This is a genomic window from Pseudodesulfovibrio sp. JC047 (genome assembly GCF_010468615.1).
Lineage (GTDB): Bacteria > Desulfobacterota > Desulfovibrionia > Desulfovibrionales > Desulfovibrionaceae > Pseudodesulfovibrio.
On the sequence record NZ_WUEH01000025.1, the window covers coordinates 17,373 to 40,590 of the forward strand.

The window sequence follows — 23,218 nt, forward strand, 5'->3', positions numbered from 1 at the left end:
ACGGGGTCGTACTGTCCCTGCACGGTTTCAAGCCGTGAATTTATATGCATCTAAGCAGCGGATCGCTGTTTAAACGGATATGGTTGCCCCAAAGTGTTTTGGGGTCACAGCATGAAAAACATCCACTAGGAGGATACAATGGCTGTTGTTGAATTTGAAGGTGCTTCTTTTGAGGTAGATGAAGACGGTTTCCTGCAGAAGTTCGAAGACTGGACACCGCAGTGGGTTGACTACGTGAAAGAGTCCGAAGGCATCAAAGAAATCACCGACGATCATCAGAAAGTCATCGATTTCTTGCAGGACTACTACAAGAAGAACGGCATCGCTCCGATGGTCCGTATCCTTTCCAAGGTCACCGGTTTCAAACTGAAACAGATCTACGAACTGTTCCCGTCCGGACCTGGTAAGGGAGCCTGTAAAATGGCTGGCCTGCCCAAGCCTACTGGCTGCGTCTAGTCCGCAACAGAGCTTGATAATCAAGGCGGACGCTTCGGTGTCCGCCTTTCAGTTTTTTCGAGGCTGTATGGATAAAACTCATGAAGCGATTCGCACATGAGTCATCCTCGAAAGAGTTGAATGCTGTTATTGTTTGAGAAAATGCGTGCATTTTTACTTGCCAACGGGTGGGCCAGTGCGTATAAGACCGAGTTCCACGCAAAAAATGATTGACAGGAGATAGTCATGAAGAACGATATTCATCCCAAGACGTACAAGGCAAAAGTTCGTTGCCATTGCGGATACGAGTCTGAACTGTTGACCACGAAAGGTGAAGAGCTGGAAGTGGAAATCTGTTCCAATTGCCATCCTTTTTACACCGGCAAGCAGCGTTTCGTTGATACCGCCGGTCGTATTGATCGTTTCCGTAAGAAATACGGCGATCTGAACTCTCTCGCTCAGAAAAAGTAGCTTTTCTCGGCCGAGTGTCGAGAGTATATGCCTTCGTCAGGGTGGTATACCCTGCGAAGGCATATTCCGTTGTATGACGGGCTTTACAATCCCCGGGGAATACATAACTGTATTTTCAACGGGTGCACTTTTGTGTGAGCATTCCGTCATCTTTTTATCCATTACCGGAGGATAACTACTTGAATCTGCGAGCACTTTTGACGATGGCCGCTCCTCAGGCCGTTGGTGGCCAGGCAGTCATTGAAGGCGTAATGATGCGCGCTCAGGACACGCTTGGCATCGCCATTCGAAAATCTGATGGAAAAATCGTCACTGATGTTCGGCCATGGTTTACTTTGGTCAGGCATCCTTTGCTCAAAAAGCCGTTTCTTCGTGGATTTCCCATCCTTATGGAAACCATGGTCAATGGTGTCAAAGCGTTGAATTTCTCTGCCATGCAGGCCGCAGACGAGGAAGATGGCGGTGAACTCTCGTCGTGGCATCTTGTCATGACCATGGTGATCGCCTTTGGAGCCGCTCTTGGCCTTTTTGTTGTTTTGCCTCACTTTTTGTCTGTGGGAATGGAGCAACTCGGCTGGGCCGGCGATGTGGATTCTCTGAGTTTCCACGCATGGGACGGCAGCATCAAGATGCTTGTTTTTGTCGGATACATTTTTTCCATCTCGTTAATTCCCGATATTCGTCGAGTCTTTGAATATCATGGAGCCGAACACAAGGTGATCTGGACCTGGGAAGATGGAAAGACTTTGAATCCGGATTCAACGCGTTTTTATAGTCGTTTGCACCCTCGGTGCGGAACGGCTTTTTTACTTTTTGTCTTGGTTATTTCCATTCTGTTGTATGCCGTTTTGGTTCCAGCTTTGTTGATGGTGTATTCCCCGGACATTTTTATCGTCAAACATCTCTACATTGTGGGCATGAAACTTTTTCTCATGATTCCAGTCAGTTGTGTGGCGTATGAAATGATTAAATTTGCGGGTAAATATAATAAGAACATCTTCTGCAAACTGTTGTGCTGGCCCGGGCTTATGATGCAGTTGTTGACGACCAAGGAACCCGACGACAGCCAGATTGAAGTGGCCATTGCCGCTTTGAAATGCGCTGTGAATCCCCAGGAGTGCTAATATGTTTGGCAAGCTTGAAGAAATTGAAGTGAAGTACGAGGAATTGGAGCAGGAGCTTGCCCAACCGGAGATCTTCAATGACCAGGAACGGTACAAGAAGGTCTCAAAGGCCCATGCCGATCTCAGTGATGTGGTCGTTGTCTTTCGGACGCACAAACAACTTTCTCACGACCTTGAAGACAACCACGAAATGCTCGCTGATTCCGATCCTGAGATTCAGGAAATGGCCAAAGCTGAGATTTCCGACATTGAAAGTCAGTTGTTGAAACTTGAGGAACAGCTCAAGGTGCTGCTGCTTCCCAAGGATCCCATGGATGAAAAGAATATTATTCTTGAAATTCGTGCGGGTACGGGTGGCGATGAAGCCGCACTTTTTGCCGCAGACCTCTATAGAATGTATTCTCGATATGCCGAGAACAACAAGTGGAAAGTCGAAGAAATGAGTTCGAACTCCACAGGCTCTGGCGGGTTGAAGGAAGTCATTGCATCCATCGCCGGAGAGAAGGTCTACAGTAAACTCAAATATGAATCCGGGACACACCGGGTGCAGCGCGTACCCGCGACCGAATCTCAGGGACGAATTCATACTTCCGCAGTGACTGTGGCCATTATGGCCGAAGCTGAAGAAGTCGATGTCAATATTCGGAATGAAGATTTGCGGGTCGATGTTTTTCGTGCCTCCGGTCCTGGAGGGCAGTCGGTTAACACGACAGACTCCGCGATTCGCATCACGCACGTTCCCACTGGATTGGTGGTTATTTGTCAGGATGAAAAATCCCAGCACAAGAACAAGGCCAAGGCCATGAAAGTTTTGCGCTCACGATTGTTGCAATTGGAGCAGGAAAAAGCCAAGGCCGAGGAAGATGCCACCCGTCGGAGTCAGGTCGGAACTGGAGACAGATCCGAGCGGATTCGGACATACAACTATCCTCAGGGACGAGTTTCGGATCATCGTATCAATTTGACATTGCACAAGTTGCCGCAAATTCTGGAAGGCGAGCTTCAGGAGTTGACTGAAGCGCTTATCAGCCATTTTCAGGCTGAAGCAATGAAACGGCAGGGCGATTAATCGCCCTGATAGGGAACCCGTTTGTCCCCCGTTATTCAAAAAATTCTTGCAGATTGCGAAACCCGGTTGCGTGGGGTTGATTCCCCACGCTTGAGTGCTGAAATTCTTGTCGCGCACGTCCTTGGATGTACGCGACTTTCTCTTGTTATCGATCGAGACCGTTGTGTTTCTACGGCGGAATTGCAGCAGATTCAGTCCCTGGTTGAGCGGAGAGCACTCGGCGAACCTATCGCCTATATCCTTGGAAAAAAAGAATTTTATGGTCTGGATTTTGCTGTGACTCCGGATGTCTTGATACCGCGGCCCGAGACCGAGCATATCGTGGAAACAATTGAAGCAATGTATGCCTTGGATGCTTCGTTTCGCTTTGCGGATTTAGGCACAGGGTCTGGAATTCTTGCCGTGACCATTGCCTCTTTATATCCCAAATCCAAATGTGTGGCGGTGGACCTCAGTCCAGCAGCGCTGGTCGTGGCACAGAAAAATGCTCGCGCACATGGCGTTGCTTCGCAGCTTGATTTCCGTCAGGCAGATTTCACCTCAGAGTCAATCGGTGCGAATGAATTCGAGTGCATTGTGTCGAACCCACCCTATGTCACTGAAGCAGAGTTCGAGGCTGCAAGCCATGAAGTGACCCGTTTTGAACCCACCATGGCCCTGGTTAGTGGAGTTGATGGACTCGATCATGTGCGAGCAATGCTCGCTGGCGTCTGTGATGCCTTGGTTCACGGCGGGCGTTTTTTAATGGAAATCGGATGTGGACAGGGAGCAAGCGTGCAAAAAATAATGCACGATGATTTTCCACAATTCGGACAGGTTGGCATCATTAAAGACCTGGCTGGCCTTGACCGCATCGTCAGTGCGTACAAATTATAATCGTATAAATGCAACACACGATAAAAAACGTTGTTGTAAAAATACAAATAGTTGCGTGAAAACAACACTCGTTCTACGTGAGTGCAGTTGTAAAAAACTATTAAATTCAAATAGTTAAAGCTTTTATTCTAAGTGGCATCATTATTGCTTATGGTTGTTTAGGTTAACTACCGGAGGAATTATGTCACAGACTACTATACATAAATCGGTTCGTTGTACTGGCATCGGACTCCACAGCGGAAAGCAAGTGGAGTTGGTGTTGCGTCCTGCTGCCGAGGATACTGGAATCCTTTTTGCGCTTCGCAATGGTTCCGGGTCCACTTTCTTGACCCCTGCGCCGTCATTGGTTGTTGAAACCAGTCTGGCGACAGTTTTGGGGAATGGTCGCGAGACCGTGGCCACCGTCGAGCATCTCATGGCCGCAATTAACGGTATGGGCATCGATAATATCCAGATTGAAGTATCCGGTCGCGAATTGCCGATCATGGATGGCAGTGCCGCATCGTTTGTCTATTTGCTCAAACAGGCTGGTGTCCGTACCTTGAACAAGGCTCGGAAGGTGATGGCCATCAAGAAACAGGTCGATTTCGAACAGGATGGAAAATATATCAAGGCGCGTCCGTATGATGGATTTGCCATTGATTACATTATCGACTTTGCTCACCCGCTGATTGGTCGTCAGCAGATGAAGTTGGAAGTTACCCCTGAAACCTTTTCCAAGGAAGTTGCCAAAGCTCGGACCTTTGGATTCTTGAAAGAGGTTGATTATCTTCACGCAAATGGTCTGGCTCTCGGCGGATCGCTTGATAATGCCGTTGTGCTTGATGAGTACGGTATTCTGAATGCCGAGGGATTGCGTTTCAAAGATGAATTCGTTCGTCACAAGGTCTTGGACTTTGTGGGCGATATGGCTATTTTTGGCGCACCGATACGCGGATATTTTGAAGTGTTCGCTTCAGGACACGCCCTCAACAATTCATTTCTTCGGTACCTGGATGAGAACAGGGCCTTGTATCTTGAAGAAAAGGTCTTGGCGCAACCTCGTGTGGCCGAAGAAGTCTTTGGTCAGGAATCTTTGCAGCCCGTACCTGCCCTCGCGTAACGCGATTTTCAACGAGAATCAAAAAGCCTCGGAGCGAATGCTCCGGGGCTTTTTGGTGTTCTGTGTCCCGAGCAAAATATGTCGAAGTGAAAGGGGGTCAGGAGTGAAAGAGTAATGCTGTAATTATGCCACCATGTGCATTCTGCGGGAGCTTGGCAACGGAAATATTGTGCAGTTTTAGGGTACTGCCACCATATGTTTTGCTGGACAGATACCGTTTGAGTGCTGCGCCATGCTGTGGTCGTTGCATTTTGAGAGTACAGGCCAGTGTGGGAGTTTTGAGCAGAAATTCAATGCAGACCATGCCCATTTTGGCATGATCGAATTCTACTAGGATTTTTCGTAATGAGGTCGATTGCTTTGGTTGGGTGATGACCGTGACCTGTCGATGGCACAATGGGGCCAGCCACGGTTGATAAAAAACCTGTCCTCGGCCTGTAGGCTCCAAAGTTGTCGATATGGTTGAGGCGCAGCGTACCGCATCCATGTAGCGGGTGTACAATTCTTTGTTTCCCGTCAGAATATGAAGGAATTCATTCCGCTGTAAAAAAAAATTCTTTTGGGATAGTGAACGTTGTTCTGGTTTGAATTGTTTTTCGAACAGGATTCGTGCTGTGTCGAACGTTGTAGCCAAGCCAAGGGGGGCCGAAGAACCGGAGTGTCCGTCTGTCAGTTCCTTGAGCATTATTTTGGGATGCAGAGCAGTGATTTGAAAAAAAAGTGTACTGCCTTCTCGGTGCGAGGTCGCCACTTGGGCCAGAAGTCGGTCGCCGTTCAAATCGACCCATGCCATTCCATTGGCAATGTTTTTGATGACCGTGCCACGGATTTTTTGTCCGATTCGATGTCTTTTTTTGAATGATTCAGACCGGTTGCCGTCTCCAAATCCTCCGGAGGACATGCCATATCCTTTGATGCGCATTGTGTGCCCTGTGCTGTTACGATTGATCGAGTATCAACTCGATTTCTTCCAGACTTAACCCGGTTTTTTTGGCAAGTTGTCCATTCGATTTGCCGGTGCGGTGGCCTTGAATGATGATTTCACGCATGAAATGTGGTGACTTGCAATATTCATTGGCAAGATCGACCAGTTTTTGCAAAGAGGCAGCCTTTTTTTCGAGTTCTGAATTCAGAGCGACCAACTCTTGCTGGCGTTGTTCGAATGTTGAGACAAGCTCATTTTCCAATTGCGTGTTGAATTGCAGGCGTTTGATGAATTCCTGTTGGTTGGCTTGGAGGCCGGAAAGCAGGGTTTCCGATTTTTTCAGCCGTAAGAAAAAAAGGATGACAATGATAAGTAGAACGATTTCGCTGAAAGAAAATAGGAGTATGAGCAGATCAGACATGCAGGGTTTCCTCGATGAGAAAATATGTGACTATGAAATGTGAATTGTTAAATTTTGACGTTGACGATATTCCCAGCCCACGGTGAAGCACTGGAGGCTCCGCCTTCTGATGGCTCTGCGTCCTGTTCCTTTTCTTTGTGCTCAAAGGGTGGGGGCTGATGTTCGTTATTGTGCCCATCCCTGTCAACCTGGGCTGTGTTGGCATTTTTTTCGACCTGCTGAACGAGGCCTTCCTGTTTTTGGATTTGTTCACGGATAAGTGGTCCGAATAATTGCCTTTGAATTTCCGGTTTGGCATTTTCCGCATGGGCTATCTTTTGGACATACGGCAACTGCGATATCAAAATCGGCAGATCCAGCGGAGTCGGGCTCATGGGTTACCTCACTAGATATTGTTCGAACATCAATGTTTCGAACTGACCAAATCCCATATATTGGTTGATGATTGCCAACAATTCCTTTTTGAGTTTATCACTATTTTCTGTATCGGACAAAAATTCTAAATCTTTATTTTTCAGATAATAAAACAAGGCGTTTCTGACCGCATAGGTTTCCTGCTTGAACTGCATGGACAGGCCTTCATCGTCTGTCGAAACCAAAACACGTATTTCAAGAAATCTGGTTGTCCCTTCCGCGTCTTTTTGTTCAATCAAAAAGGGGTCAAGTCGAATCAGTATTTGCGGTGTGACCGTCGTAACTGGTGTGGTTTCGGGTGCGCGAAGGTTTTCTGTCTGCGTTGGAAGAGGAGGCGGTGGGGGCGGAGGGGCTTCCGGTTTGCGGAGGAGCAGGAGAATGATAACCGCAACAAGCAAAAGAATAATACCGGCACTGACGAGAACAATTTTGTTCTTGAAAAGACCAGCAAATTTATTCGGCGATTTTTCTTCACTTTCAGGGAGAAGAGGTGTTTCCTCTTCTCCATCCAAAATTTCCTCGTCGTCTTCGTCTTCGAGAAAAGGGGCGTCATCCAGGTCCAGATCAACCTTTTGTGTGGCTCTGCTTACTTCAGTGTCGTCAAGCTGCGCCTTGGGTTGTTCGACATTTTCTTCCGGTGATGCCATGTCAGTGACCTCCTCGGTGTCGTTTGGGAAAAGCAGGACCATTCATTTTTGACGCCGAACACGTTGAGAGAGACTTAGGCGAAGATTTTTTCGATCTTCTGGCCCAACGTTTCCGGGGTGAAAGGTTTGACGATATAATTGGAGACCTTGGCCTGAACAGCCTCAATGATGTTTTCTTGCTGTGCTTCAGCGGTGACCATCAAGAAGGGAATGTCAGCATATTCTTCGCTGGCACGGACTTTACGCAACAGTTCAATACCTGACATGGTCGGCATGTTCCAATCAGAGACGATGAAATCGATATTGTCTTTGTTGAGGACTTCCCATGCCGTTGATCCGTCATCCGCTTCGACAATATTGGTGAATCCGAGTTGGCGCAGGATATTCTTGATGATTTTTCGCATGGTGGAGAAGTCATCGACGACAAGAACGCGCATGTTGGTATCGTAACTCATTCAATATCTCCTTTCGTGAGTTCTACTCGTCTTCATAACGAGCTCGGAACGTTTTTCGTAATTTTTTGAGTGCCTGTGAGTGAAGTTGAGAAACCCGACCTTCAGTTATATCCATAACTTCAGCTGTTTCTTTCATGTTCAATTCCTCACCATAATATAAAGATATGACCAATTTTTCTCGTGGCGTCAATTCTTCAATGAGATTGGCTACTTTGTCAACAATCTCCTGAAATGCGGCAGACTGAAACGGTTCGTCATCAGTCATGCTTTTTTGACCTAACATGTTTTCCTGAAAGGAATCCAGACTCAGACAAACTTGATTATGGAGCGCTTCGAGTCCTTGCCGAACCTCTTTTTCAGATAAACCGGTATGATCCTGGATCTGTTCGGCGGTGGCTGGTGCACCTGTTTGGTGCTCTATCTGTCGAGTCGCGTCTTCAAGAACTTTGACTTTTTGACGAAGTCCTCTGGAAAACCAGTCCATTCTTCTGAGTTCATCAAGCATGGCCCCCTTGATTCGATTTTCTGAATACGTATCGAATTTGATACCAAGCGTGGGATTGAATTTTCCCAGGGCATCGAGGAGGCCGAGGCTCCCCGCGCTGATAAGCTCGTTGAGCTCAACGCTTTGTGGGAGTTTGACTTTGAGCCGCAGAGCAAGAATCCGGATTTTGGGCGCATAAAAGCGAACGATGTTTTCCCTGTCTCGCGGGGAAAAATCGTCCCAGGCTTTGACGCCCTTTTCCAGGTCAAGCCACGGACCGTTCCTGGAAGAGGAGTTTTTTCCAGAAGAATTTAATATTGCCATCTGAATTTGGTGTAACTTCCCAATCGGTTATAATTTGTGCCGTTTGTTTGACGGCGACACTTGCCGGGGTTTTTGGAAATTTGTGACAAAACGGTGTTTGCGCAATGACCGAATTGCGGACATTGAGGTCATAGGGAATGAATCCGACCAAGTCCAATGAGATACCGTCGAGAAAATGGTCGCAGGCTCCAAGCAGTTTCAAATACACATCTCGTGCGGCCTTTTTATTTTTGACCATATTGACCACAACACGGAATCGTTCCACACCGTGATGCAGTTTGAGAACTTTGATAAGCGCATATGCGTCGGTCAGGGACGTGGGTTCCGGGGTGATGACCAGCAGTCTTTCCTGAACCGCGAGATTGAAATACAACACATTTTCATTGATACCGGCTCCGGTATCGACGATGAGATAGTCGATGTTGTCTTCAAGCGTGTCCATGGCGTCGAGCAGATCGAGCTTTTGGCCCATGTCGAGACTGACCATGTCACTGATGCCCGAAGAGGCTGGCAGGATGCGGAAGCCATAGGGCGTATCAAACAGAATCATGTCAAGATTCATGTCTTCATGGAAAAGATGAAACAGATTGTATTCCGGTGCGAGGCCGAGGATGACGTCAACGTTGGCGAGGCCGAGATCCGCATCAAGGAGGACAACCTTTTTACCGGCAGCACTCAGTGAATGGGCAAGATTGACGGATATGTTGGTTTTTCCGACTCCGCCTTTACCGGAGGTGACCGAAAAAACAAGGGGTAAATTCGAACTCATGGCGTCTATGTATCTCCTTTATGGTTGGATGTCGCCATTGGGCAGGGTGCGCATGAATAAAAGTCGCCATACCATTTCTTCCGAGGCTGCTTTAATGCTGTTTTTCAGACTGGCTCCGTAAGAAAGTGCCGAGACCGGCAGTCCGCTGGCGCACGCCATGTTCAATACTGCGCCAAATGTACAGGCTTCATCGAGTTTCGTCCAGATAACACTCGCAAGTTGTTCACTTTTATATTTTTCAAAAAAGCGTTCGAACTGGGCTTCACTATAATAGGGGTTCAAGACCAGGTGCATGGACATATCTCGACACCCATGCATCCCGTAAAGTTGCAGCCATTCTTCAAGTGTTGTGTTTCCCGGCAGACCGGGAAGATCTACGAAAATTACATCAAATTGATCCGATTCCTTGTGCAGGAGAGCGAAGTCCTCCCGGGTGATTATTTCTCGAAAAGCGAGGCCGCTCAATTCAGCATAATGTTTAAGCACCAAACGACCTTTGCCTCGTCCTCCGTCCGCTGTCGCCAGACAGATGCGGGTCCGTGGATGATTTTTTTTGAATTGGAGGGCAAGGCGAACAAGACTGGTTGTTTTTCCTGCGCCGCCGGGACCGGTGAATGCCTGAAATTTGGCGGTCCAGTGTTTTTGCTCGAAAGGAGTCGCTTTGAGTAACGGGTCCAGTGCCGCCATGATCGACCGCTTTGGTTCGTCTCGAAGCGCACAGTAGAGGCGAGCCAAGACCTTTTCGTTGACGTCTTCGCGCTCCAGATACTCCAAGGCAATTTTTTGTTTTGGAGACAAACGGTTGAGTTCTATTTGCGGTTTCATCAAGGCCATGATCTGGCTTTTGATCTGGCTCCATTCCCTTTGCCAGCCTGCGGAATCCTGCAAGGCTTCGTCAACAACGTCGTCACGAGTCTGTTTTGATGAGGAGGACGAGGGCGTGTGGTCAATTGCCGCAACAACTTCACAACATTTGCATCCGTTGTCCGTGATTGTTTCGTTTGACAAGATTACTGCGTCTTCACCAAGGTCTGCCTTGACTTTGGCAAAAGCGGCGGTGGTTGTTGCGGCTCGGAATGTTTTCATTCTCATACGACGATCCTAGATTTCAACGGTTGCGGCTGACTGAATTTTGACATCTGCGGGGATTTCTGCCTGAGAAACGACAGGGAGTGTCGGAATGAATCTGGTGAGTAACTGGGCCAGTTGCGACCGAAGCTGTGGCGTGACCAATAGAATGGGTTGGCCATCTGCGACCATGGCGTCCTCTGTGGACTTGTTGATAGCCTGGATGAGCTGTTGTGCGACACCCGGTTCCAGCGCAAGGTATCCTCCTTGTTCGGCGGGGCGCATCGCATTATGCAGTATTTCGTCCACTTGCGGGCTCATGGTAATGATGGGCAGTGCTCCGTCTTCCCCCATGTAGGGCTTGACGATGGTTCGGCCCATCTTGGCCCGGACGTACTCCGTCAATTGAACTGGGTCCTGCGTGGCGGTGCCGTAATCGGCAAGGGTTTCAACTATCGTGAGCAGATCGCGAATGGAGACATTCTCCTGGACAAGGGCTTGAAGGACTTTTTGGACGCCACCAATGGTGAGGACCGCCGGGACGAGGCTTTCCACGGCCTTGGGTGCCCGTTTCGACAGGTTATCCAGCAGTTCCTGTGTCTCTTGACGTCCGAGGAATTCATGCAGATTGCGCCTGAAGACTTCGGTCAAATGCGTGGCGATGACGGTTGAAGGATCAACCACAGTATAGCCAGCCAGCATGGCCTCTTCTTTTTGGGCTTCTGGAATCCAGACTGCGGGAAGGTTGAAGGCCGGTTCAACGGTCTCGACACCTTCGATTCGTTGTTTGGCATCACCTGGGTCCATGGCCAGATAGTGGTCAATGAGCAGTTCGGCACTGGCAACGGGGTTGCCTTTGATGAGAACGCGGTATTCTCCGGGTTTGAGCTGGAGGTTATCTCTCAAATGCAATGAGGGAACGACCACGCCCATGTCCAGAGCGAATTGCCGGCGAATGGAGCGGATTCGTGAAAGCAGATTGCCGTTTTGCTCTTCATCGACCAGGGGAATAAGTCCGTATCCAACCTCAAGTTCCAATTGGTCGAGCGGAAGCAAGGCTTGGACTTCTTCGGGAGTATCGAGTGTCGGAGTGTTCTTGGGAGTGATTTCTTCAATACCACCGCCCATTTCTTGTTGTTGTTTCGAAGAGAGATGTCCGACGGTGTAGGTAATGACGGCCAGGGTCAGGAATGGCAGAGTGGGCATTCCCGGAACAATGCCAAATATGACCAGAATACATGAGACCAGTTTGAGCGCGCGGTGATGGAATGACAACTGGCCGATGAATTCTTCACCCATTTTGGCTTCGGCTGCCGCGCGGGAAACAATGATACCGGCCGAGGTGGAAATGATGAGGGATGGAATCGTGGATACGAGCCCATCACCGATGGTCAACAAGGTGTATGTCTGGGCTGCCTGCATCCATTGCATGTCTTTTTGAATGATGCCGATGAGGATGCCGCCGATAATGTTGATGCAGGTAATCATGAGACCGGCGGTAACGTCTCCTGAAACGAATTTCCCGGCACCGTCCATGGCTCCGTAGAAATCGGCTTCGCGGCGCATCTTGTCGCGACGTTGTGTGGCCTCTTCTTCATCGATCAGTCCGGCATTGAGATCCGCCTCAATCGCCATTTGTTTTCCTGGCATGGCGTCCAGGGTAAAACGGGCGGCGACTTCGGCAATACGAGTGGTACCAGTGACAATGACTGTTTTGTTGAGAATAAACAAAATCATGAAAATAACGATACCAACCAAATAGTTACCGCCAACGACAAATTCTCCGAAACTTTGAATGACCGACCCCGCTGCGGACGTTCCCTCGTCGCCGTGTAACAGGATGGCTCGGGTTGTGGCCACGTTTAGTGCCAGCCGAAGTAAGGTGGTCACCAAAAGGAGTGAAGGGAAAATGGAAAATTCAAGCGGGGAGGTCATGAACATGGAGGTCACCAAAATAACCAGCCCAAGAGAAATGGAAATGGAAAGCATGAAGTCAATGAACGGTGTCGGCAGGGGAATCAGCATCACAAAAAGGATGGTGACAACGCCGCCGGCCAGCAAGATATCTCCCTGTTTGGAGAATTTGGCGTAATTGATTTGTGGAATTACTGTTTTATCGGAAGGCTGAGCCATGTTTTTGACACCTTTTGTAGAATATTCGCAGAGGGGCCGAAGAAGGTGTTCACTGTCTGTAAGTGCCTACCGATTCTTGAATCTTTCCAGTTTTGCCAGAATCGCGGCCACAGCTTGAAACAGTTCCTCCGGGATTGTTTCCCCGATCTCTACCTGTTTATACAAAGCCTGTGCCAAGGGGACGTTTTGTTGGAGAGGAATGTTGTTTTCTCGAGCGACTTCCTTGATGCGTTCAGCGACCTTGTTCATGCCCTTGGCCAGAACCAACGGCGCGGGAGCGACCAATGGATCATATTGCAAGGCAACGGCATAATGTGTGGGGTTGGTAATGACCACGTCCGCCTTGGGGATATCCTGAAACATCCGCGACGTCATCATTTCCATCATTTTATTACGTTGTTGCATTTTGACTTTCGGGTCACCTTCCATTTGTTTCCGTTCGTCTTGCACTTCATCCTTCGACATCTTGATTTGTTCTTCGTAGTTCCACCGTTGGTAGACGAGGTCTGCTATTGCAATGATGAGCATGGGGATGAGCGCATAGCAGGTCATTTTGTATCCGGCGGACAGGATGAAGACAATAACCCCATAGGTGCTCGCATGGAATAGCGGAAGCAGGTTGGGCAATTCCTGTTTTATGACAATGTACGGGGCGATGCCGACAGCCACGGCCTGGAGAATGCTTTTCCCGAGATTGATGACTGTTTCCGGACTGAGAAACATTTTTTTGAGACCATTTACCAGGTTGAACATCTTGGCAAATTTGGGCGTCATTGGTTTCATTGTCCACAGAGAACCGACTTGCAGCCGTCCGGTGAGCCATGCCATGAAAGCCACAAACAGGAGAATGGGCATGGCCAGAATCGCCATTCGATGAATACCCCAGGTGAACAGGGTATATGCGGAGTTCTTGTCCACATCCCAATAAATGGCTTCAGTAAATGTCCATCTATAAATTTCAATAAATTCAGAATGATAAAAGTTTATCATGACCCGCATGGCAATAACGCCAGCGAGCAAAACCATGACTTTGCTGATTTCCTGCCCTTTGGCGACGTTGCCGTCTTCGCGTTGCTTTTCTCGCCGTTTTTCAGAGGCTTTTTCGGTTTTACTTGGATCGTCTTGGCCTATCATGAGTGCATTCCCTTAGTTCCCGACCAATCCATATTTCATGACGGTTTCATACATGGTGGTCAGTGTTTGCAGGAAATCGCCGACATAGGCGGACATGAGGGTGAAGATAAACCCGAGAAAGAAAAATCCCACAGTGATTTTAATGGGAAAACCGAGGATAAGTACATGCATTTGCGGGGCGACTCGTGAGATGAGTGCCAACGAAAGATCAACCAGAAAGAGCGAAGCCATGACCGGAGCAGCGATTTTGATCGCCAGGGTGAACATCAGGTTGGAAAATTCGAAAATGCTGTTGGCCAGATGTGCGTTGAGTAGGAGTCCGCCCGGGGGAATGTGTTCGAAACTCATGCCTACGGCTTGCAGCAGGTACAGGTGCCCATTGAGGACCAGAAATGTCAGCATGGTGCACATGTAGAGAAAATGGGCAGAAACGGCGTTACTTGTGCCAGTGATTGGGTCCACAACATTGACCATGGCAAATCCCATTTGGAAACCGATGATTTGTCCGCCGAGTTGGACGGCAGCGAACAAAAAATTGACGATCAAACCGAGGACCAGTCCCAGGATCAGTTCGCCGATGAACATGATAACGATATTCCACCCCGTCGGCATCAGCGATCCGGGAAAGGAAAGTTGCGGCCAGACTGCCAGTGTCAGGACAATAACCAGCGCAGCCTTGATTGTTTTCGGAATGGAATTCCCGCCAAAAAAAGGCAAAAGAAAAAGGACGACGCTCAGACGGAAAAACGTCAAAAGGAGACTGAGCATGTCGCTCGGGTTGAATCCGAAAATAGCCATATGTCACTCGATGCAAAACCTGAACCAGATGCCGATTGGCTCAGGAAAGCAGTTCAAAAAAACAAGCCCTTTTGGAAGATTGAATTCCAGAAGGGCTTGATGGATTCACGAAGTCGGGTCCGTTAGTTGAGAATATACCGTTTCGGATTGACCGGAACGCCGTTCAAACGGACCTCGTAATGGAGGTGGGGACCGGTGCTGCGTCCCGTTGATCCGACATAGCCGATTAATTCACCTCGGGTGACTTCCTGGCCTTTCTTGATGGCAATGCGGTACATATGTGCATACCGCGTCATCAGGCTGGAATTGTGTCGCAACTGGACACTCAGTCCGTAGGAACCGTCTCTTCCAGAGAAAATGATGGACCCGCGAGCCGGAGCATAAATCGGGGTACCACGAGGAGCCGAGATATCAATCCCTTTGTGAAACTCCCGTTTGCCCGTAAAGGGTGAAGTCCGCCACGCAAAGGGTGAAGTGACCCAACCAGAAGTTGGCCAAATGGACGGTGTCGCTTCCAGAATGTTTTTGTTGCTGCGCAAGGTGTGCATGATTTCTTGCTGGTGCACCTCTTCGAGCCGAGCTTCAACATTCAATTGACGAAGGAATTCGTGCATCTTGCGAGCGAGTAGCTCCTGACGATATAAGGGAAGATAGCCCTTGGAAAAATCTTCGTTGGTCGATCCTCCCTTAGGGGCGGCGGCTTGTCCTTCTCCCTGGTCCAAGTTGATCATGACCCGCAGCTTTGAATCAAAGTCGCGGATACGGCTCAGGTTTTTTTGAAGTGTTGCTATTTTCTGCGAAAGACTCAAGAGCTGTGTCTTTTGTTCCTGAACGGTTTTTTCCGCTATGTTCAGGCCTTTTTCAACTCGGGTGTGCTCGGCGTACTTATTCCATAAAATAACATTCCCGGTGGCCATTCCGACCATCAGGAAGAAGAGTGTAACGACAAGCCAGCCACGAAGCTGAAATTTTTTGCAGGAACCTTGTTTGTCTTTGAAGACAACTATATGGTATTTTCTGAAAAGCATCGCCTTTCCAGTGAGTTATAAATTGTGGAAAGATATAAAAATGTAGCTTGAAGTAGTTTTAGTCTAGACTTTTTTACTTGTCAAGTCAACCTGTTGGCGAGTTATGGCATTGAAGATATTGTTTTTTATTCTTTTATCATTGCGCCAGAGCGTGCGAAGCCAATCGTGTATTTCATCTCTTTGGGTCTCGCCATTTGATGGGCAGATATTTTCCCATATTGGAAGTTTCCATTGTTTTGCCGCCTTGATAACGGTTTTTTTGTCGAGCAGCATGGTCGGTCTGATGACTCTCAATGTCCCGTCAAAAAAAGGTTCGTTGGCCGAAAGTCCGGCAACGCGTCCATTTTGGGCGATATTCATGAAAAAGGTCACCACATTATCATCGGCGTTATGGCCAAAGGCGAGGTGCGACAGGTTGTAATCTCTGCACAGTTCGAAAAGCCGTTTTCTTCGATGCATACTACAATAGAAACATGGCGAGTTCTTTCTATTTTCATCGGAATGAGCGCGTGGGCCAAAGTCGGTCAGTTCGATATGGGCGGGAACGCCATTGGTGGCGCACCAGTCCACGAGCGGCGTATGCGAGGTCGGATCGAAGCCAGGGTTGATATGGAGAACCATCAATTCTACCGGAAAGGGCATGATCGCCTGCCGGATGAGCATGACCTTGAGCATGAGAAAACTGTCAACGCCGCCGGAAATGGCAAGACCGATTCGGGCGCCCGCTGTTGTCATTTCGGTTTTCTGCATGAGTTTGCCGGTGGCGGAAACACATTTTTTTTGCGCAAAGGTGAGTTTACCCCATGAAGCCATCTATTTTTCTCCTGCCGGTTTTGTTATGTAGAGCGAACCAGCTCTGCCAGATAGAGTATTCTCCCTTGACTTGCAAGGGCTCCTGGGGCAATTTAACGAGCTTTGCGATCGAACGTGGCGATGGAGCGGTCTTTTTTCATGGCTATAACGGGTTCCTTGCGGAGGGATGCCTGATTTGAAACGACGGGTGTTTTTCGCAGTCATAGTGCTTGTGATCGGCGTGGCGGGCGGCGCATACTGGTATACATCCATGAGAAGTACCACGGCGTCTGTTTCTCAATGGTTGTCCCGGTCCCTTGACCAGGTTGACTCGATTCATGTGCAGACACCAGGCGAAACGTATATTCTGAAAGCCGTTGATGACGGCTGGGAGATACATGTTCCTGGGGGGTCCTGGAATATCAAGGCTCGGGCGTTGACCGGGCGTGTGTTGGCATACGAATCCCTGCTTGTCGATCTGGATCCCCGTCGATCCATTGGTGATCTTGACTCGGTCGGAGACCAATACGGGCTTGATGCCCCTGATTTGAAGGTTCTTCTTTCGTTCGGGGAAAAGGGCGGAGAGCCGTTGACAATTCGATTGACGTCAGGCGCGTCCGGCGTGGTGTACGGATGGAATTCGGAAAATCCGGCGTTGGTCTACGAATTTGATACCCAATTTTTTCAGGAATTGTTGCAGCCGGCGGTCAATTTTTTCGATACCCGGGTTTTTGCCTTTGAAGAACAGGCTATTCATCGTATTCAGTTAGTGCAGCCTTTCGGGTCCAGTTGGTTGGTCGAACTGTCCAAGCAGGGGTATACGTTTTCGCTGCCCGGATACCTCAAGGGCAAGAGCGCGTCCGATTCAAAAATCAAATTGTATATACACGCCTTGGCCCTGCTTCGGGCCGGCACGTTGATTCTTGATCCTGTGGTGGCGGAAAAGCAGATGGCGGCATTGACCATTCGCTTGTGGAATTCTCAAAGTGAAACACCACATTCTGTGGAATTTTATACTATTAAGGACGATCCAAAACACTATTTGGGACGGTCGTCCTGGCTGACAGTGCCGTTTTTGCTCGACGTCAACAGTGTCAGCCAATTGGTTCGTAGTGCATTTGATGTTCAGGGCAGAAGCGTTTTTTCTTTGGAAATAGGTGATGTCGCCACGATGGTTATTGACCATGGGAAAAAACGGTATGTGGTTGAGCGTAATGACACCGGGTGGCATGTGCGAGGTCGGGAAAAAAACATCCCCGGCATTGACATGTCGCTCTGGCGATTTACTGAATTACAGTTCGAGGCATTGCCGTTGAACAACCTGTCGGCATCGGCTGTGAAGTTGATGCAGTGTCAGCTTTTTGATGAAGGCGGGCAGGTGCTGAACGCAATGACGTTTTATGCTGATCCGAAACTCCCGCAGGGACAGTGCTGGATACAGAATGGTGATGGGATGTATTATCCTGTTTCCGGGCGATTGCTCAAAGATCTGCAAGGCATGTTCCCGGCCGGTCATGTGAAATAATTTGGAAGTATCGCTTCACAACGAAGTAAGGAGAATAGAATGGCACGTATTACTGTTGAAGATTGTTTGGAAAAAGTGGGCAATCGTTTTCTCATTACCCAGATGGGGATCAAAAGAGTCAAGCAGTACCGCGAAGGGTACAAGCCTCTGGTGGAATCTCGTAATAAGGAAGTGGTCAGTTCTTTACGTGAAATCGCAGCGGGCAAGGTCGTTCCTGACGGATATATTCCCGAAGCGAATATTGATGATTCATCTGAGGATTTTTAAGTAAATTACCATGTCTAAACGTGATTATTATGACGTTCTGGGAGTGGAGAAGTCCGCTTCTCAGGATGAGATCAAATCGGCATATAGAAAACGGGCTTTCAAATATCATCCGGACAGGAATCAGGACGACCCTGAGGCCGAGTCCAAGTTCAAGGAAGCTGCCGAGGCCTATGAAGTCCTCGGAAATGACGAGAAGCGACAGACCTATGACCGTTTTGGTCATGAAGGTGTGAGCGGAAACGGTTTCTCCGGCTTCTCCAGCAATGAAGATATCTTTGGTGCGTTCAGTGACATTTTTGGTGAGGTCTTCGGATTTTCGTCCGCTGGTCGTGGTGGTGGCAATCGTCCCCGTGCCGGTTCAGACCTTCGGTACAATCTTGAGATTTCTTTTCGAGAGGCGGCCAAGGGTGCTGAAGTTGATATTCAGATTCCCATGGAAGTCACCTGTGAGGAGTGTCAAGGTTCAGGAGCCGCTCCGGGATCAACGCCTGAAACCTGTCCCCATTGTGGTGGGTCTGGTTCCATGCAACAATCCCAGGGTTTTTTCCGTATCTCTGTGACCTGTCCTCATTGTCAGGGCGCTGGCCAAATTATTTCTGATCCGTGTGATGAATGTCTTGGCCGTGGTTCAGTTATCAAGGACAAGGACCTCAAGGTCAGAATTCCGGCCGGTGTTGACAACAATTCCAGACTTCGTCTTCGTGGTGAAGGAGAAGCTGGTTCATTTGGTGGTCCTGCCGGAGACTTGTATGTCGTCATTCGGGTGACTCCGGATGAGATTTTCGAGCGTCAGGGACAGAATTTGATTATCAGTCGGGAAATTTCCATGGTCGAGGCCTCTCTTGGTCATCGAATGGAAGTTCCTACATTGGATGAGCCGGTCAATCTGGATATTCCAAGCGGGACGCAAAGCGGTGAAATTTTCCGTCTTCGCGGGCTTGGAATGCCGCATTTGGGCAGCACGCACAATGGGGACTTGCTGATTGAAATCAAGGTCAAGACACCGGTTCGTTTAAATGCCCGTCAGGAAGAGCTGCTTCAGGAGTTCGCGGAAATTGAAGCGAGCAAGTTGTCCACCAAGGCCAAGGGCTTTTTCAAAAAGGCCAAAGAAAAAGTAATGGGAGAGTAGTCTCATGGTTGACGGTTTTTCTCATATGGATGACGACGGCAATGCCCGTATGGTTGATGTGTCCGAAAAGCAGGTGACGGCTCGGACCGCCATTGTTCGCGGTATGGTTCGTCTGGCTCCGGAGACCTTGCGGTTGCTCAAGGAGAATGCCTTGCCCAAGGGAGACGTTTTGACCACGGCGAAGATCGCCGGCATCCAGGCTGCAAAGCGGACGTCTGACCTGATTCCCATGTGTCATCCTTTGCCCATCAGTTATGTGGATATCCGATTCACGGTTTTGGATGAGGAGTCTTCCATCGAGCTGGAATGCGAAGTGCGGACAGCCTACAAAACAGGAATCGAGATGGAAGCTCTGATTGGTGTTCAGGTTGCTGCTGCGACTATTTACGATATGTGTAAGGCCGTGCAAAAGGATGTGGTCATTGATGCCTGCCGACTGGTATTCAAGTCCGGTGGGAAAAGTGGCACTTTCCGAGCTGAATAAATTGTATCAAGCATAAATGAAAGGCCGCGTTCCAAATGGGACGCGGCCTTTTTTTGATTCGAGAACAGCCGGAAACTACCAGATTGAACGAGTCTGGACTCCAGCATCAGCCATGTATTTTTTCAGTTCCGCAATGGTATAGTCTCCATAGTGAACAATGGAGGCAATCAGAGCGGCAGTGGCTTTGCCTGTGGTCACCGCATCCACCATGTGTTGAGGATTGCCTGCACCACCCGAGGCAATGACGGGAATAGTCACTGATTCGGCCACAAGGCGGGTGAGTTCGAGATCATACCCGTTTTTCACCCCATCGGCGTCAATGGAATTGAGACAGATTTCTCCGGCCCCGAGGGCTTCGCCGGTCTTGGCCCATTCGAGGGCGTCCAGTCCCATGTATTTTCGACCGCCATGAATGACGATTTCAAAACCTGAAGGGATGGCTATGGATTTTTCCACACGTTTGACGTCCATGCCAAGGACAATACATTGGGAACCGAAACGGGTCGCTCCTTCACTGATGATGTCGGGATTTTTGACGGCTCCTGAATTGACAGAAACCTTCTCCGCTCCGGCCACAAGAACGTCGCGCATGTCTTCCACGGTGTTGATGCCACCACCGACCGAGAATGGAATAAAGATTTGGGAAGCCACGCTTTCGACGACATCGAGGAAGATCCCACGGGCCTCGTGTGAAGCGGTAATGTCATAGAAGACGATTTCATCCGCACCTTGTTCGTAATATCTTTTGGCGGTTTCGACCGGGTCACCAATATCAACATTTCCCTCGAATTTGACACCTTTGGTCAGTCTGCCATTGCGGACATCGAGACATGGGATGACGCGTTTACTGAGCATTGGCGGCCTCCTGACAGTAGGTATAGAAATTATGCAGCATTTTTAGCCCCGGGCGTCCTGATTTTTCTGGATGGAACTGGACTGCCCACAATCCTTGACGGCCATGGACCGAACAAAAATCAATGCCGTAGCGGGTGGTTGCGATGACGTATTCATCTTTGGGATGCGGGAAGTAGCTGTGGACGAAATAGAAGTCCGCATCGGGATCAATCCCCGCGAATAACTCACAGTCCTTGACCAGTTCGATTTGATTCCACCCCATATGCGGTACGCGGATGGTGGCGTCTTCATAATCAACCCAGGAAGGATTGAACAGTCGACATTCGCCGGGAATGACTTCCAGTGCCTTGGTGTCGTTTTCTTCTGAGTAGTCCAGCAGAATTTGACAGCCGACACAAATGCCGAGAACCGGTTTTTTTTGCCAGATAAGCCCCTTGATAACCTCATCAAGCCCGTCGGCATGGAGTTCTTCCATGGCCTGTCCTGCGGCTCCGACGCCCGGGAAAATGATGCCGGAAGCTTTGTTGAGCTTTTCCGGATCGTTAGTGATCTCATTGGGGATTCCCAAATGGTCAAGTGCCCGACGGACACTGGTTTGGTTTCCCGCTTTGTAATCGAATATGGCGAGCATCTGTCCCTCCGAATTGTCTATTCGTTATCTTAAAGCGACTAGTAAAAAAATGGAGGGAAAACAAGGAGTTTTTTTGAGAATTCACAAAGATGTCAATGCAAACCGGGATTTTCAGGAGAATTTCCCGAAATAGTCATGTCTTTTTGGAAAAAGTCCGTTGTCAGATCGGGTTATTTCCCCAGAATCCGGAGAAGGAGGTCACCGGTCAATGGACCGAGTTTGCGGCCCAATCCCTTCAACCGGATGGGGCGACCAATGACAAAATCCTGTGGAAGGGTGACTTCAATGGTTTTTGGCCCTTGAGTGAATTTTTGTTCAACCGTGATGCGAATTTTTCGTCCAGGGAGCAAGTGCTGTGCGGGAAAATGCACGGTTTGTTCGTGGTCCATCTGTCCCTTGAACCACCCCTTGATTCCTCGGGACAGATTGAGGTTGAGTGTGCGTTCACCCCAATGGAGTTGAAGATGCTTTTTGTTTAGTTCCAACGGGCCTTGGTAGCCTGGTTGCTCCTTGCGGATTTGTCGGTAGATGTCCTCAAAAACTTTTTTGGCAAAAGGATCGTTGAGGATATCCTTGAGGACTTCTTCTTCCTTGTAATAATATCGCTGTGCCCTGGAACGTGCGGACCCTTTTCGCTTCTTGGGGCGACCTTTGGTCCATTCTTGTTGGGTGTGCGCGGAGGCTTTGGTTGTGTGTGACCGGCTGGCCCGTGGTTTTTCTCGTGTTGTTTGCCAGGACCTTTCTCGTGATTTTCCAGACGAGGCCGAGCCAGTTGTCTCAGCTCCGTTGTCCAACAAGGTTTTGGCAGTGACGTATGCCTCATTGATCTTTTGGAATTGTTCGCTCGCATTCGGGCTGGAGTTCAAGTCGGGGTGGTACTTGAAAGCCAGTTTTCGAAATGAGGTTTTGATATCATCCAGGGATGCGTTTGCGTCGAGCTGGAGTATGGTGAGACATCCCTGAAGATTCATTGGTCACCCTTTGTTATTCTTCCGAAATGAGTGCATTCGGAGCTGTTTCGGGATCATAGCGCAAAAGGTCTTCTTTGTGCAAATAGGCTCGGCCTTGTTTGACAAACTCGGCGTGTCCCGCTTTGGGATTGATGCCCGGACAGTACTCCTGAACCATTTGCCAACTCAGTTCATCAACGAGATTGCCGCGGAAGTAGGGCCACGCACGACAGACGTCAGGGCGTCCCGGGTGGATGCCGCATCCTTCCTTGTAAAAAATGCAGTACTTGTCTTTTCCCACATTGAGGTGGAGTTTGCCTCCACGTTTGTGTGCGTATTTTTCAACAAGTTCTTCGACGGATATTCCCAGATGTTCGGCCAGACGAGTCCGGTCTTTGGCGGTCATGACGATGCCGCCTTCTCCCTGGCAGCAATGGCCGCACATCTGACATTCAAAAGCTGATTCGTTCATCGTGTGATTCCCAATGCTTGAAGTTCCACTTTGAGGCAACGGTCCTCGACCACGACGATGCCACTTCCTTCGAGGATTGCACGTGCTTCGGGGCTGACAATGCCGGACTGCATCCAAAATATTTTGGGAAGCGGGGCCATTTTCAGGACTTCCCGGGCGTGATCCGGACAGAACGGTGCCGCTCTGAACAGGTCAACCACGTCAACAGGAACCGGAATGTCCGTGACGGATTTGAATGCCGGGATGTCCCACACCGTGGATCGCTTGGGATGCACCGGAATGATCTCGAATCCCATATCGATCATGGTCCGCCCGACGCCGTCCACAGGGCGGGACGGTTTGTCCACAGCTCCTACCACGGCAATGGTCTTGACCTCATGCAGGAGCGGAGCTACCTCTTTCATATTGAATAGCATAATTTCACCTCATCTGACTG

At 49.1% G+C, this 23,218-nt stretch carries 28 protein-coding genes; 10 read left to right on the top strand and 18 right to left on the bottom strand.

Annotation, left to right across the window (positions count from 1 at the left end):
- The first annotated feature begins 138 nt into the window (after nucleotides 1–138).
- The 6 genes from GO013_RS14345 to lpxC all read left to right on the top strand — a co-directional run bounded on the left by GO013_RS14345 (nucleotide 139) and on the right by lpxC (nucleotide 5,077).
- On the top strand, nucleotides 139–456 hold the full coding sequence (locus GO013_RS14345; RefSeq protein ID WP_163812286.1) for a TusE/DsrC/DsvC family sulfur relay protein: 318 nt from the start codon (nucleotides 139–141) through the stop codon (nucleotides 454–456).
- Nucleotides 457–681: 225 nt separating this feature from the next.
- Nucleotides 682–906, top strand: a complete 225-nt coding sequence (rpmE, locus tag GO013_RS14350) for a 50S ribosomal protein L31 (protein WP_163812288.1) — start codon at nucleotides 682–684, stop codon at nucleotides 904–906.
- Nucleotides 907–1,109: 203 nt separating this feature from the next.
- The gene (locus tag GO013_RS14355; RefSeq protein WP_163812358.1) at nucleotides 1,110–2,030 is read left to right on the top strand and encodes a DUF1385 domain-containing protein; all 921 of its coding nucleotides are present in this window, start codon (nucleotides 1,110–1,112) and stop codon (nucleotides 2,028–2,030) included.
- A 1-nt stretch (nucleotide 2,031) separates the two neighbouring features.
- Nucleotides 2,032–3,099: a peptide chain release factor 1 gene (gene prfA / locus GO013_RS14360; RefSeq protein WP_163812290.1), complete on the top strand. Its 1,068-nt coding sequence runs from the start codon at nucleotides 2,032–2,034 to the stop codon at nucleotides 3,097–3,099.
- Between the two features lie 21 nt (nucleotides 3,100–3,120).
- The gene (gene prmC, locus GO013_RS14365; protein ID WP_163812292.1) at nucleotides 3,121–3,975 is read left to right on the top strand and encodes a peptide chain release factor N(5)-glutamine methyltransferase; all 855 of its coding nucleotides are present in this window, start codon (nucleotides 3,121–3,123) and stop codon (nucleotides 3,973–3,975) included.
- A 181-nt stretch (nucleotides 3,976–4,156) separates the two neighbouring features.
- Entirely contained in the window at nucleotides 4,157–5,077 is a 921-nt protein-coding gene (gene lpxC / locus GO013_RS14370; RefSeq protein ID WP_163812294.1) for a UDP-3-O-acyl-N-acetylglucosamine deacetylase, read from the top strand.
- A 97-nt stretch (nucleotides 5,078–5,174) separates the two neighbouring features.
- Here lpxC and GO013_RS14375 read toward each other — a convergent pair whose 3' ends face one another.
- The 13 genes from GO013_RS14375 to GO013_RS14435 form a co-directional block, all read right to left on the bottom strand.
- A complete protein-coding gene (locus GO013_RS14375) occupies nucleotides 5,175–5,999 on the bottom strand; it encodes a hypothetical protein (RefSeq protein WP_163812296.1) in 825 nt (274 codons plus the stop codon).
- Nucleotides 6,000–6,015: 16 nt separating this feature from the next.
- Nucleotides 6,016–6,423 (bottom strand): hypothetical protein, encoded by a 408-nt coding sequence (locus tag GO013_RS14380; RefSeq protein ID WP_163812298.1) that lies wholly within the window; start codon nucleotides 6,421–6,423, stop codon nucleotides 6,016–6,018.
- A gap of 47 nt (nucleotides 6,424–6,470) precedes the next feature.
- Nucleotides 6,471–6,797 carry a hypothetical protein gene (locus tag GO013_RS14385; protein ID WP_163812300.1) on the bottom strand — a complete coding sequence of 109 codons (327 nt, stop codon included), beginning with the start codon at nucleotides 6,795–6,797 and terminating at the stop codon, nucleotides 6,471–6,473.
- Between the two features lie 3 nt (nucleotides 6,798–6,800).
- Entirely contained in the window at nucleotides 6,801–7,484 is a 684-nt protein-coding gene (locus GO013_RS14390; RefSeq protein ID WP_239057889.1) for a flagellar basal body-associated FliL family protein, read from the bottom strand.
- Nucleotides 7,485–7,558: 74 nt separating this feature from the next.
- Nucleotides 7,559–7,939, bottom strand: coding sequence for a chemotaxis response regulator CheY (locus GO013_RS14395; RefSeq protein ID WP_163812304.1), 381 nt, complete (start codon nucleotides 7,937–7,939; stop codon nucleotides 7,559–7,561).
- A gap of 22 nt (nucleotides 7,940–7,961) precedes the next feature.
- Entirely contained in the window at nucleotides 7,962–8,747 is a 786-nt protein-coding gene (locus GO013_RS14400) for a FliA/WhiG family RNA polymerase sigma factor (protein WP_163812306.1), read from the bottom strand.
- Complete coding sequence (locus tag GO013_RS14405; RefSeq protein WP_163812308.1) at nucleotides 8,689–9,516, bottom strand: MinD/ParA family protein; 828 nt, start codon at nucleotides 9,514–9,516, stop codon at nucleotides 8,689–8,691. The genes GO013_RS14400 and GO013_RS14405 overlap by 59 nt, the downstream gene beginning before the upstream one ends.
- Before the next feature lie 18 nt (nucleotides 9,517–9,534).
- On the bottom strand, nucleotides 9,535–10,608 hold the full coding sequence (locus GO013_RS14410; protein ID WP_163812310.1) for a flagellar biosynthesis protein FlhF: 1,074 nt from the start codon (nucleotides 10,606–10,608) through the stop codon (nucleotides 9,535–9,537).
- Between the two features lie 9 nt (nucleotides 10,609–10,617).
- Complete coding sequence (gene flhA, locus GO013_RS14415) at nucleotides 10,618–12,717, bottom strand: flagellar biosynthesis protein FlhA (RefSeq protein WP_163812312.1); 2,100 nt, start codon at nucleotides 12,715–12,717, stop codon at nucleotides 10,618–10,620.
- Between the two features lie 66 nt (nucleotides 12,718–12,783).
- Complete coding sequence (gene flhB, locus GO013_RS14420; protein ID WP_163812314.1) at nucleotides 12,784–13,851, bottom strand: flagellar biosynthesis protein FlhB; 1,068 nt, start codon at nucleotides 13,849–13,851, stop codon at nucleotides 12,784–12,786.
- Between the two features lie 12 nt (nucleotides 13,852–13,863).
- The gene (fliR, locus tag GO013_RS14425) at nucleotides 13,864–14,649 is read right to left on the bottom strand and encodes a flagellar biosynthetic protein FliR (RefSeq protein WP_163812316.1); all 786 of its coding nucleotides are present in this window, start codon (nucleotides 14,647–14,649) and stop codon (nucleotides 13,864–13,866) included.
- A 122-nt stretch (nucleotides 14,650–14,771) separates the two neighbouring features.
- Nucleotides 14,772–15,677 (bottom strand): M23 family metallopeptidase, encoded by a 906-nt coding sequence (locus GO013_RS14430; RefSeq protein WP_163812318.1) that lies wholly within the window; start codon nucleotides 15,675–15,677, stop codon nucleotides 14,772–14,774.
- Nucleotides 15,678–15,740: 63 nt separating this feature from the next.
- Complete coding sequence (locus GO013_RS14435; protein WP_163812320.1) at nucleotides 15,741–16,490, bottom strand: tRNA 2-thiocytidine biosynthesis TtcA family protein; 750 nt, start codon at nucleotides 16,488–16,490, stop codon at nucleotides 15,741–15,743.
- Nucleotides 16,491–16,656: 166 nt separating this feature from the next.
- Here GO013_RS14435 and GO013_RS14440 point away from each other — a divergent pair, with 166 nt between their 5' ends.
- From GO013_RS14440 to moaC, 4 genes are read left to right on the top strand one after another with little or no spacing between them, the layout of a single operon-like run.
- A complete protein-coding gene (locus GO013_RS14440) occupies nucleotides 16,657–17,994 on the top strand; it encodes a DUF4340 domain-containing protein (protein ID WP_163812321.1) in 1,338 nt (445 codons plus the stop codon).
- A 39-nt stretch (nucleotides 17,995–18,033) separates the two neighbouring features.
- Nucleotides 18,034–18,261, top strand: a complete 228-nt coding sequence (rpoZ, locus tag GO013_RS14445; protein ID WP_163812323.1) for a DNA-directed RNA polymerase subunit omega — start codon at nucleotides 18,034–18,036, stop codon at nucleotides 18,259–18,261.
- 10 nt (nucleotides 18,262–18,271) lie between these two features.
- The gene (gene dnaJ, locus GO013_RS14450; RefSeq protein ID WP_163812325.1) at nucleotides 18,272–19,390 is read left to right on the top strand and encodes a molecular chaperone DnaJ; all 1,119 of its coding nucleotides are present in this window, start codon (nucleotides 18,272–18,274) and stop codon (nucleotides 19,388–19,390) included.
- A gap of 4 nt (nucleotides 19,391–19,394) precedes the next feature.
- Nucleotides 19,395–19,874, top strand: coding sequence for a cyclic pyranopterin monophosphate synthase MoaC (gene moaC / locus GO013_RS14455; RefSeq protein WP_163812327.1), 480 nt, complete (start codon nucleotides 19,395–19,397; stop codon nucleotides 19,872–19,874).
- Nucleotides 19,875–19,949: 75 nt separating this feature from the next.
- Here the strand turns inward: moaC and hisF are convergent, their stop codons facing one another.
- From hisF to GO013_RS14480, 5 genes are all read right to left on the bottom strand, one after another.
- On the bottom strand, nucleotides 19,950–20,729 hold the full coding sequence (gene hisF, locus GO013_RS14460) for an imidazole glycerol phosphate synthase subunit HisF (RefSeq protein ID WP_163812328.1): 780 nt from the start codon (nucleotides 20,727–20,729) through the stop codon (nucleotides 19,950–19,952).
- Complete coding sequence (gene hisH / locus GO013_RS14465; RefSeq protein ID WP_163812330.1) at nucleotides 20,719–21,360, bottom strand: imidazole glycerol phosphate synthase subunit HisH; 642 nt, start codon at nucleotides 21,358–21,360, stop codon at nucleotides 20,719–20,721. The genes hisF and hisH overlap by 11 nt, the downstream gene beginning before the upstream one ends.
- A 170-nt stretch (nucleotides 21,361–21,530) precedes the next feature.
- Nucleotides 21,531–22,331, bottom strand: coding sequence for a J domain-containing protein (locus GO013_RS14470; RefSeq protein ID WP_163812332.1), 801 nt, complete (start codon nucleotides 22,329–22,331; stop codon nucleotides 21,531–21,533).
- 13 nt (nucleotides 22,332–22,344) lie between these two features.
- Nucleotides 22,345–22,782, bottom strand: a complete 438-nt coding sequence (locus tag GO013_RS14475; protein WP_163812334.1) for a YkgJ family cysteine cluster protein — start codon at nucleotides 22,780–22,782, stop codon at nucleotides 22,345–22,347.
- On the bottom strand, nucleotides 22,779–23,198 hold the full coding sequence (locus tag GO013_RS14480) for a CoA-binding protein (RefSeq protein WP_163812336.1): 420 nt from the start codon (nucleotides 23,196–23,198) through the stop codon (nucleotides 22,779–22,781). The genes GO013_RS14475 and GO013_RS14480 overlap by 4 nt, the downstream gene beginning before the upstream one ends.
- Between the last annotated feature and the right edge of the window lie 20 nt (nucleotides 23,199–23,218).

Excerpts from the sequence above, each read along its gene's own strand:
- rpoZ (WP_163812323.1), top strand. The coding sequence starts at position 18,034 with ATGGCACGTATTACTGTTGAAGATTGTTTGGAAAAAGTGGGCAATCGT.
- GO013_RS14385 (WP_163812300.1), bottom strand. The coding sequence starts at position 6,797 with ATGAGCCCGACTCCGCTGGATCTGCCGATTTTGATATCGCAGTTGCCG.
- lpxC (WP_163812294.1), top strand. The coding sequence starts at position 4,157 with ATGTCACAGACTACTATACATAAATCGGTTCGTTGTACTGGCATCGGA.
- GO013_RS14470 (WP_163812332.1), bottom strand. The coding sequence starts at position 22,331 with ATGAATCTTCAGGGATGTCTCACCATACTCCAGCTCGACGCAAACGCA.
- GO013_RS14480 (WP_163812336.1), bottom strand. The coding sequence starts at position 23,198 with ATGCTATTCAATATGAAAGAGGTAGCTCCGCTCCTGCATGAGGTCAAG.
- rpmE (WP_163812288.1), top strand. The coding sequence starts at position 682 with ATGAAGAACGATATTCATCCCAAGACGTACAAGGCAAAAGTTCGTTGC.
- GO013_RS14405 (WP_163812308.1), bottom strand. The coding sequence starts at position 9,516 with ATGAGTTCGAATTTACCCCTTGTTTTTTCGGTCACCTCCGGTAAAGGC.
- GO013_RS14400 (WP_163812306.1), bottom strand. The coding sequence starts at position 8,747 with ATGGCAATATTAAATTCTTCTGGAAAAAACTCCTCTTCCAGGAACGGT.
- fliR (WP_163812316.1), bottom strand. The coding sequence starts at position 14,649 with ATGGCTATTTTCGGATTCAACCCGAGCGACATGCTCAGTCTCCTTTTG.
- GO013_RS14355 (WP_163812358.1), top strand. The coding sequence starts at position 1,110 with ATGGCCGCTCCTCAGGCCGTTGGTGGCCAGGCAGTCATTGAAGGCGTA.
- hisH (WP_163812330.1), bottom strand. The coding sequence starts at position 21,360 with ATGCTCGCCATATTCGATTACAAAGCGGGAAACCAAACCAGTGTCCGT.
- GO013_RS14440 (WP_163812321.1), top strand. The coding sequence starts at position 16,657 with ATGCCTGATTTGAAACGACGGGTGTTTTTCGCAGTCATAGTGCTTGTG.
- GO013_RS14380 (WP_163812298.1), bottom strand. The coding sequence starts at position 6,423 with ATGTCTGATCTGCTCATACTCCTATTTTCTTTCAGCGAAATCGTTCTA.
- GO013_RS14475 (WP_163812334.1), bottom strand. The coding sequence starts at position 22,782 with ATGAACGAATCAGCTTTTGAATGTCAGATGTGCGGCCATTGCTGCCAG.
- GO013_RS14430 (WP_163812318.1), bottom strand. The coding sequence starts at position 15,677 with ATGCTTTTCAGAAAATACCATATAGTTGTCTTCAAAGACAAACAAGGT.
- GO013_RS14395 (WP_163812304.1), bottom strand. The coding sequence starts at position 7,939 with ATGAGTTACGATACCAACATGCGCGTTCTTGTCGTCGATGACTTCTCC.
- GO013_RS14375 (WP_163812296.1), bottom strand. The coding sequence starts at position 5,999 with ATGCGCATCAAAGGATATGGCATGTCCTCCGGAGGATTTGGAGACGGC.
- prfA (WP_163812290.1), top strand. The coding sequence starts at position 2,032 with ATGTTTGGCAAGCTTGAAGAAATTGAAGTGAAGTACGAGGAATTGGAG.
- GO013_RS14435 (WP_163812320.1), bottom strand. The coding sequence starts at position 16,490 with ATGGCTTCATGGGGTAAACTCACCTTTGCGCAAAAAAAATGTGTTTCC.
- flhA (WP_163812312.1), bottom strand. The coding sequence starts at position 12,717 with ATGGCTCAGCCTTCCGATAAAACAGTAATTCCACAAATCAATTACGCC.
- moaC (WP_163812327.1), top strand. The coding sequence starts at position 19,395 with ATGGTTGACGGTTTTTCTCATATGGATGACGACGGCAATGCCCGTATG.
- GO013_RS14410 (WP_163812310.1), bottom strand. The coding sequence starts at position 10,608 with ATGAGAATGAAAACATTCCGAGCCGCAACAACCACCGCCGCTTTTGCC.
- hisF (WP_163812328.1), bottom strand. The coding sequence starts at position 20,729 with ATGCTCAGTAAACGCGTCATCCCATGTCTCGATGTCCGCAATGGCAGA.
- flhB (WP_163812314.1), bottom strand. The coding sequence starts at position 13,851 with ATGATAGGCCAAGACGATCCAAGTAAAACCGAAAAAGCCTCTGAAAAA.
- GO013_RS14390 (WP_239057889.1), bottom strand. The coding sequence starts at position 7,484 with ATGGCATCACCGGAAGAAAATGTCGAACAACCCAAGGCGCAGCTTGAC.
- dnaJ (WP_163812325.1), top strand. The coding sequence starts at position 18,272 with ATGTCTAAACGTGATTATTATGACGTTCTGGGAGTGGAGAAGTCCGCT.
- GO013_RS14345 (WP_163812286.1), top strand. The coding sequence starts at position 139 with ATGGCTGTTGTTGAATTTGAAGGTGCTTCTTTTGAGGTAGATGAAGAC.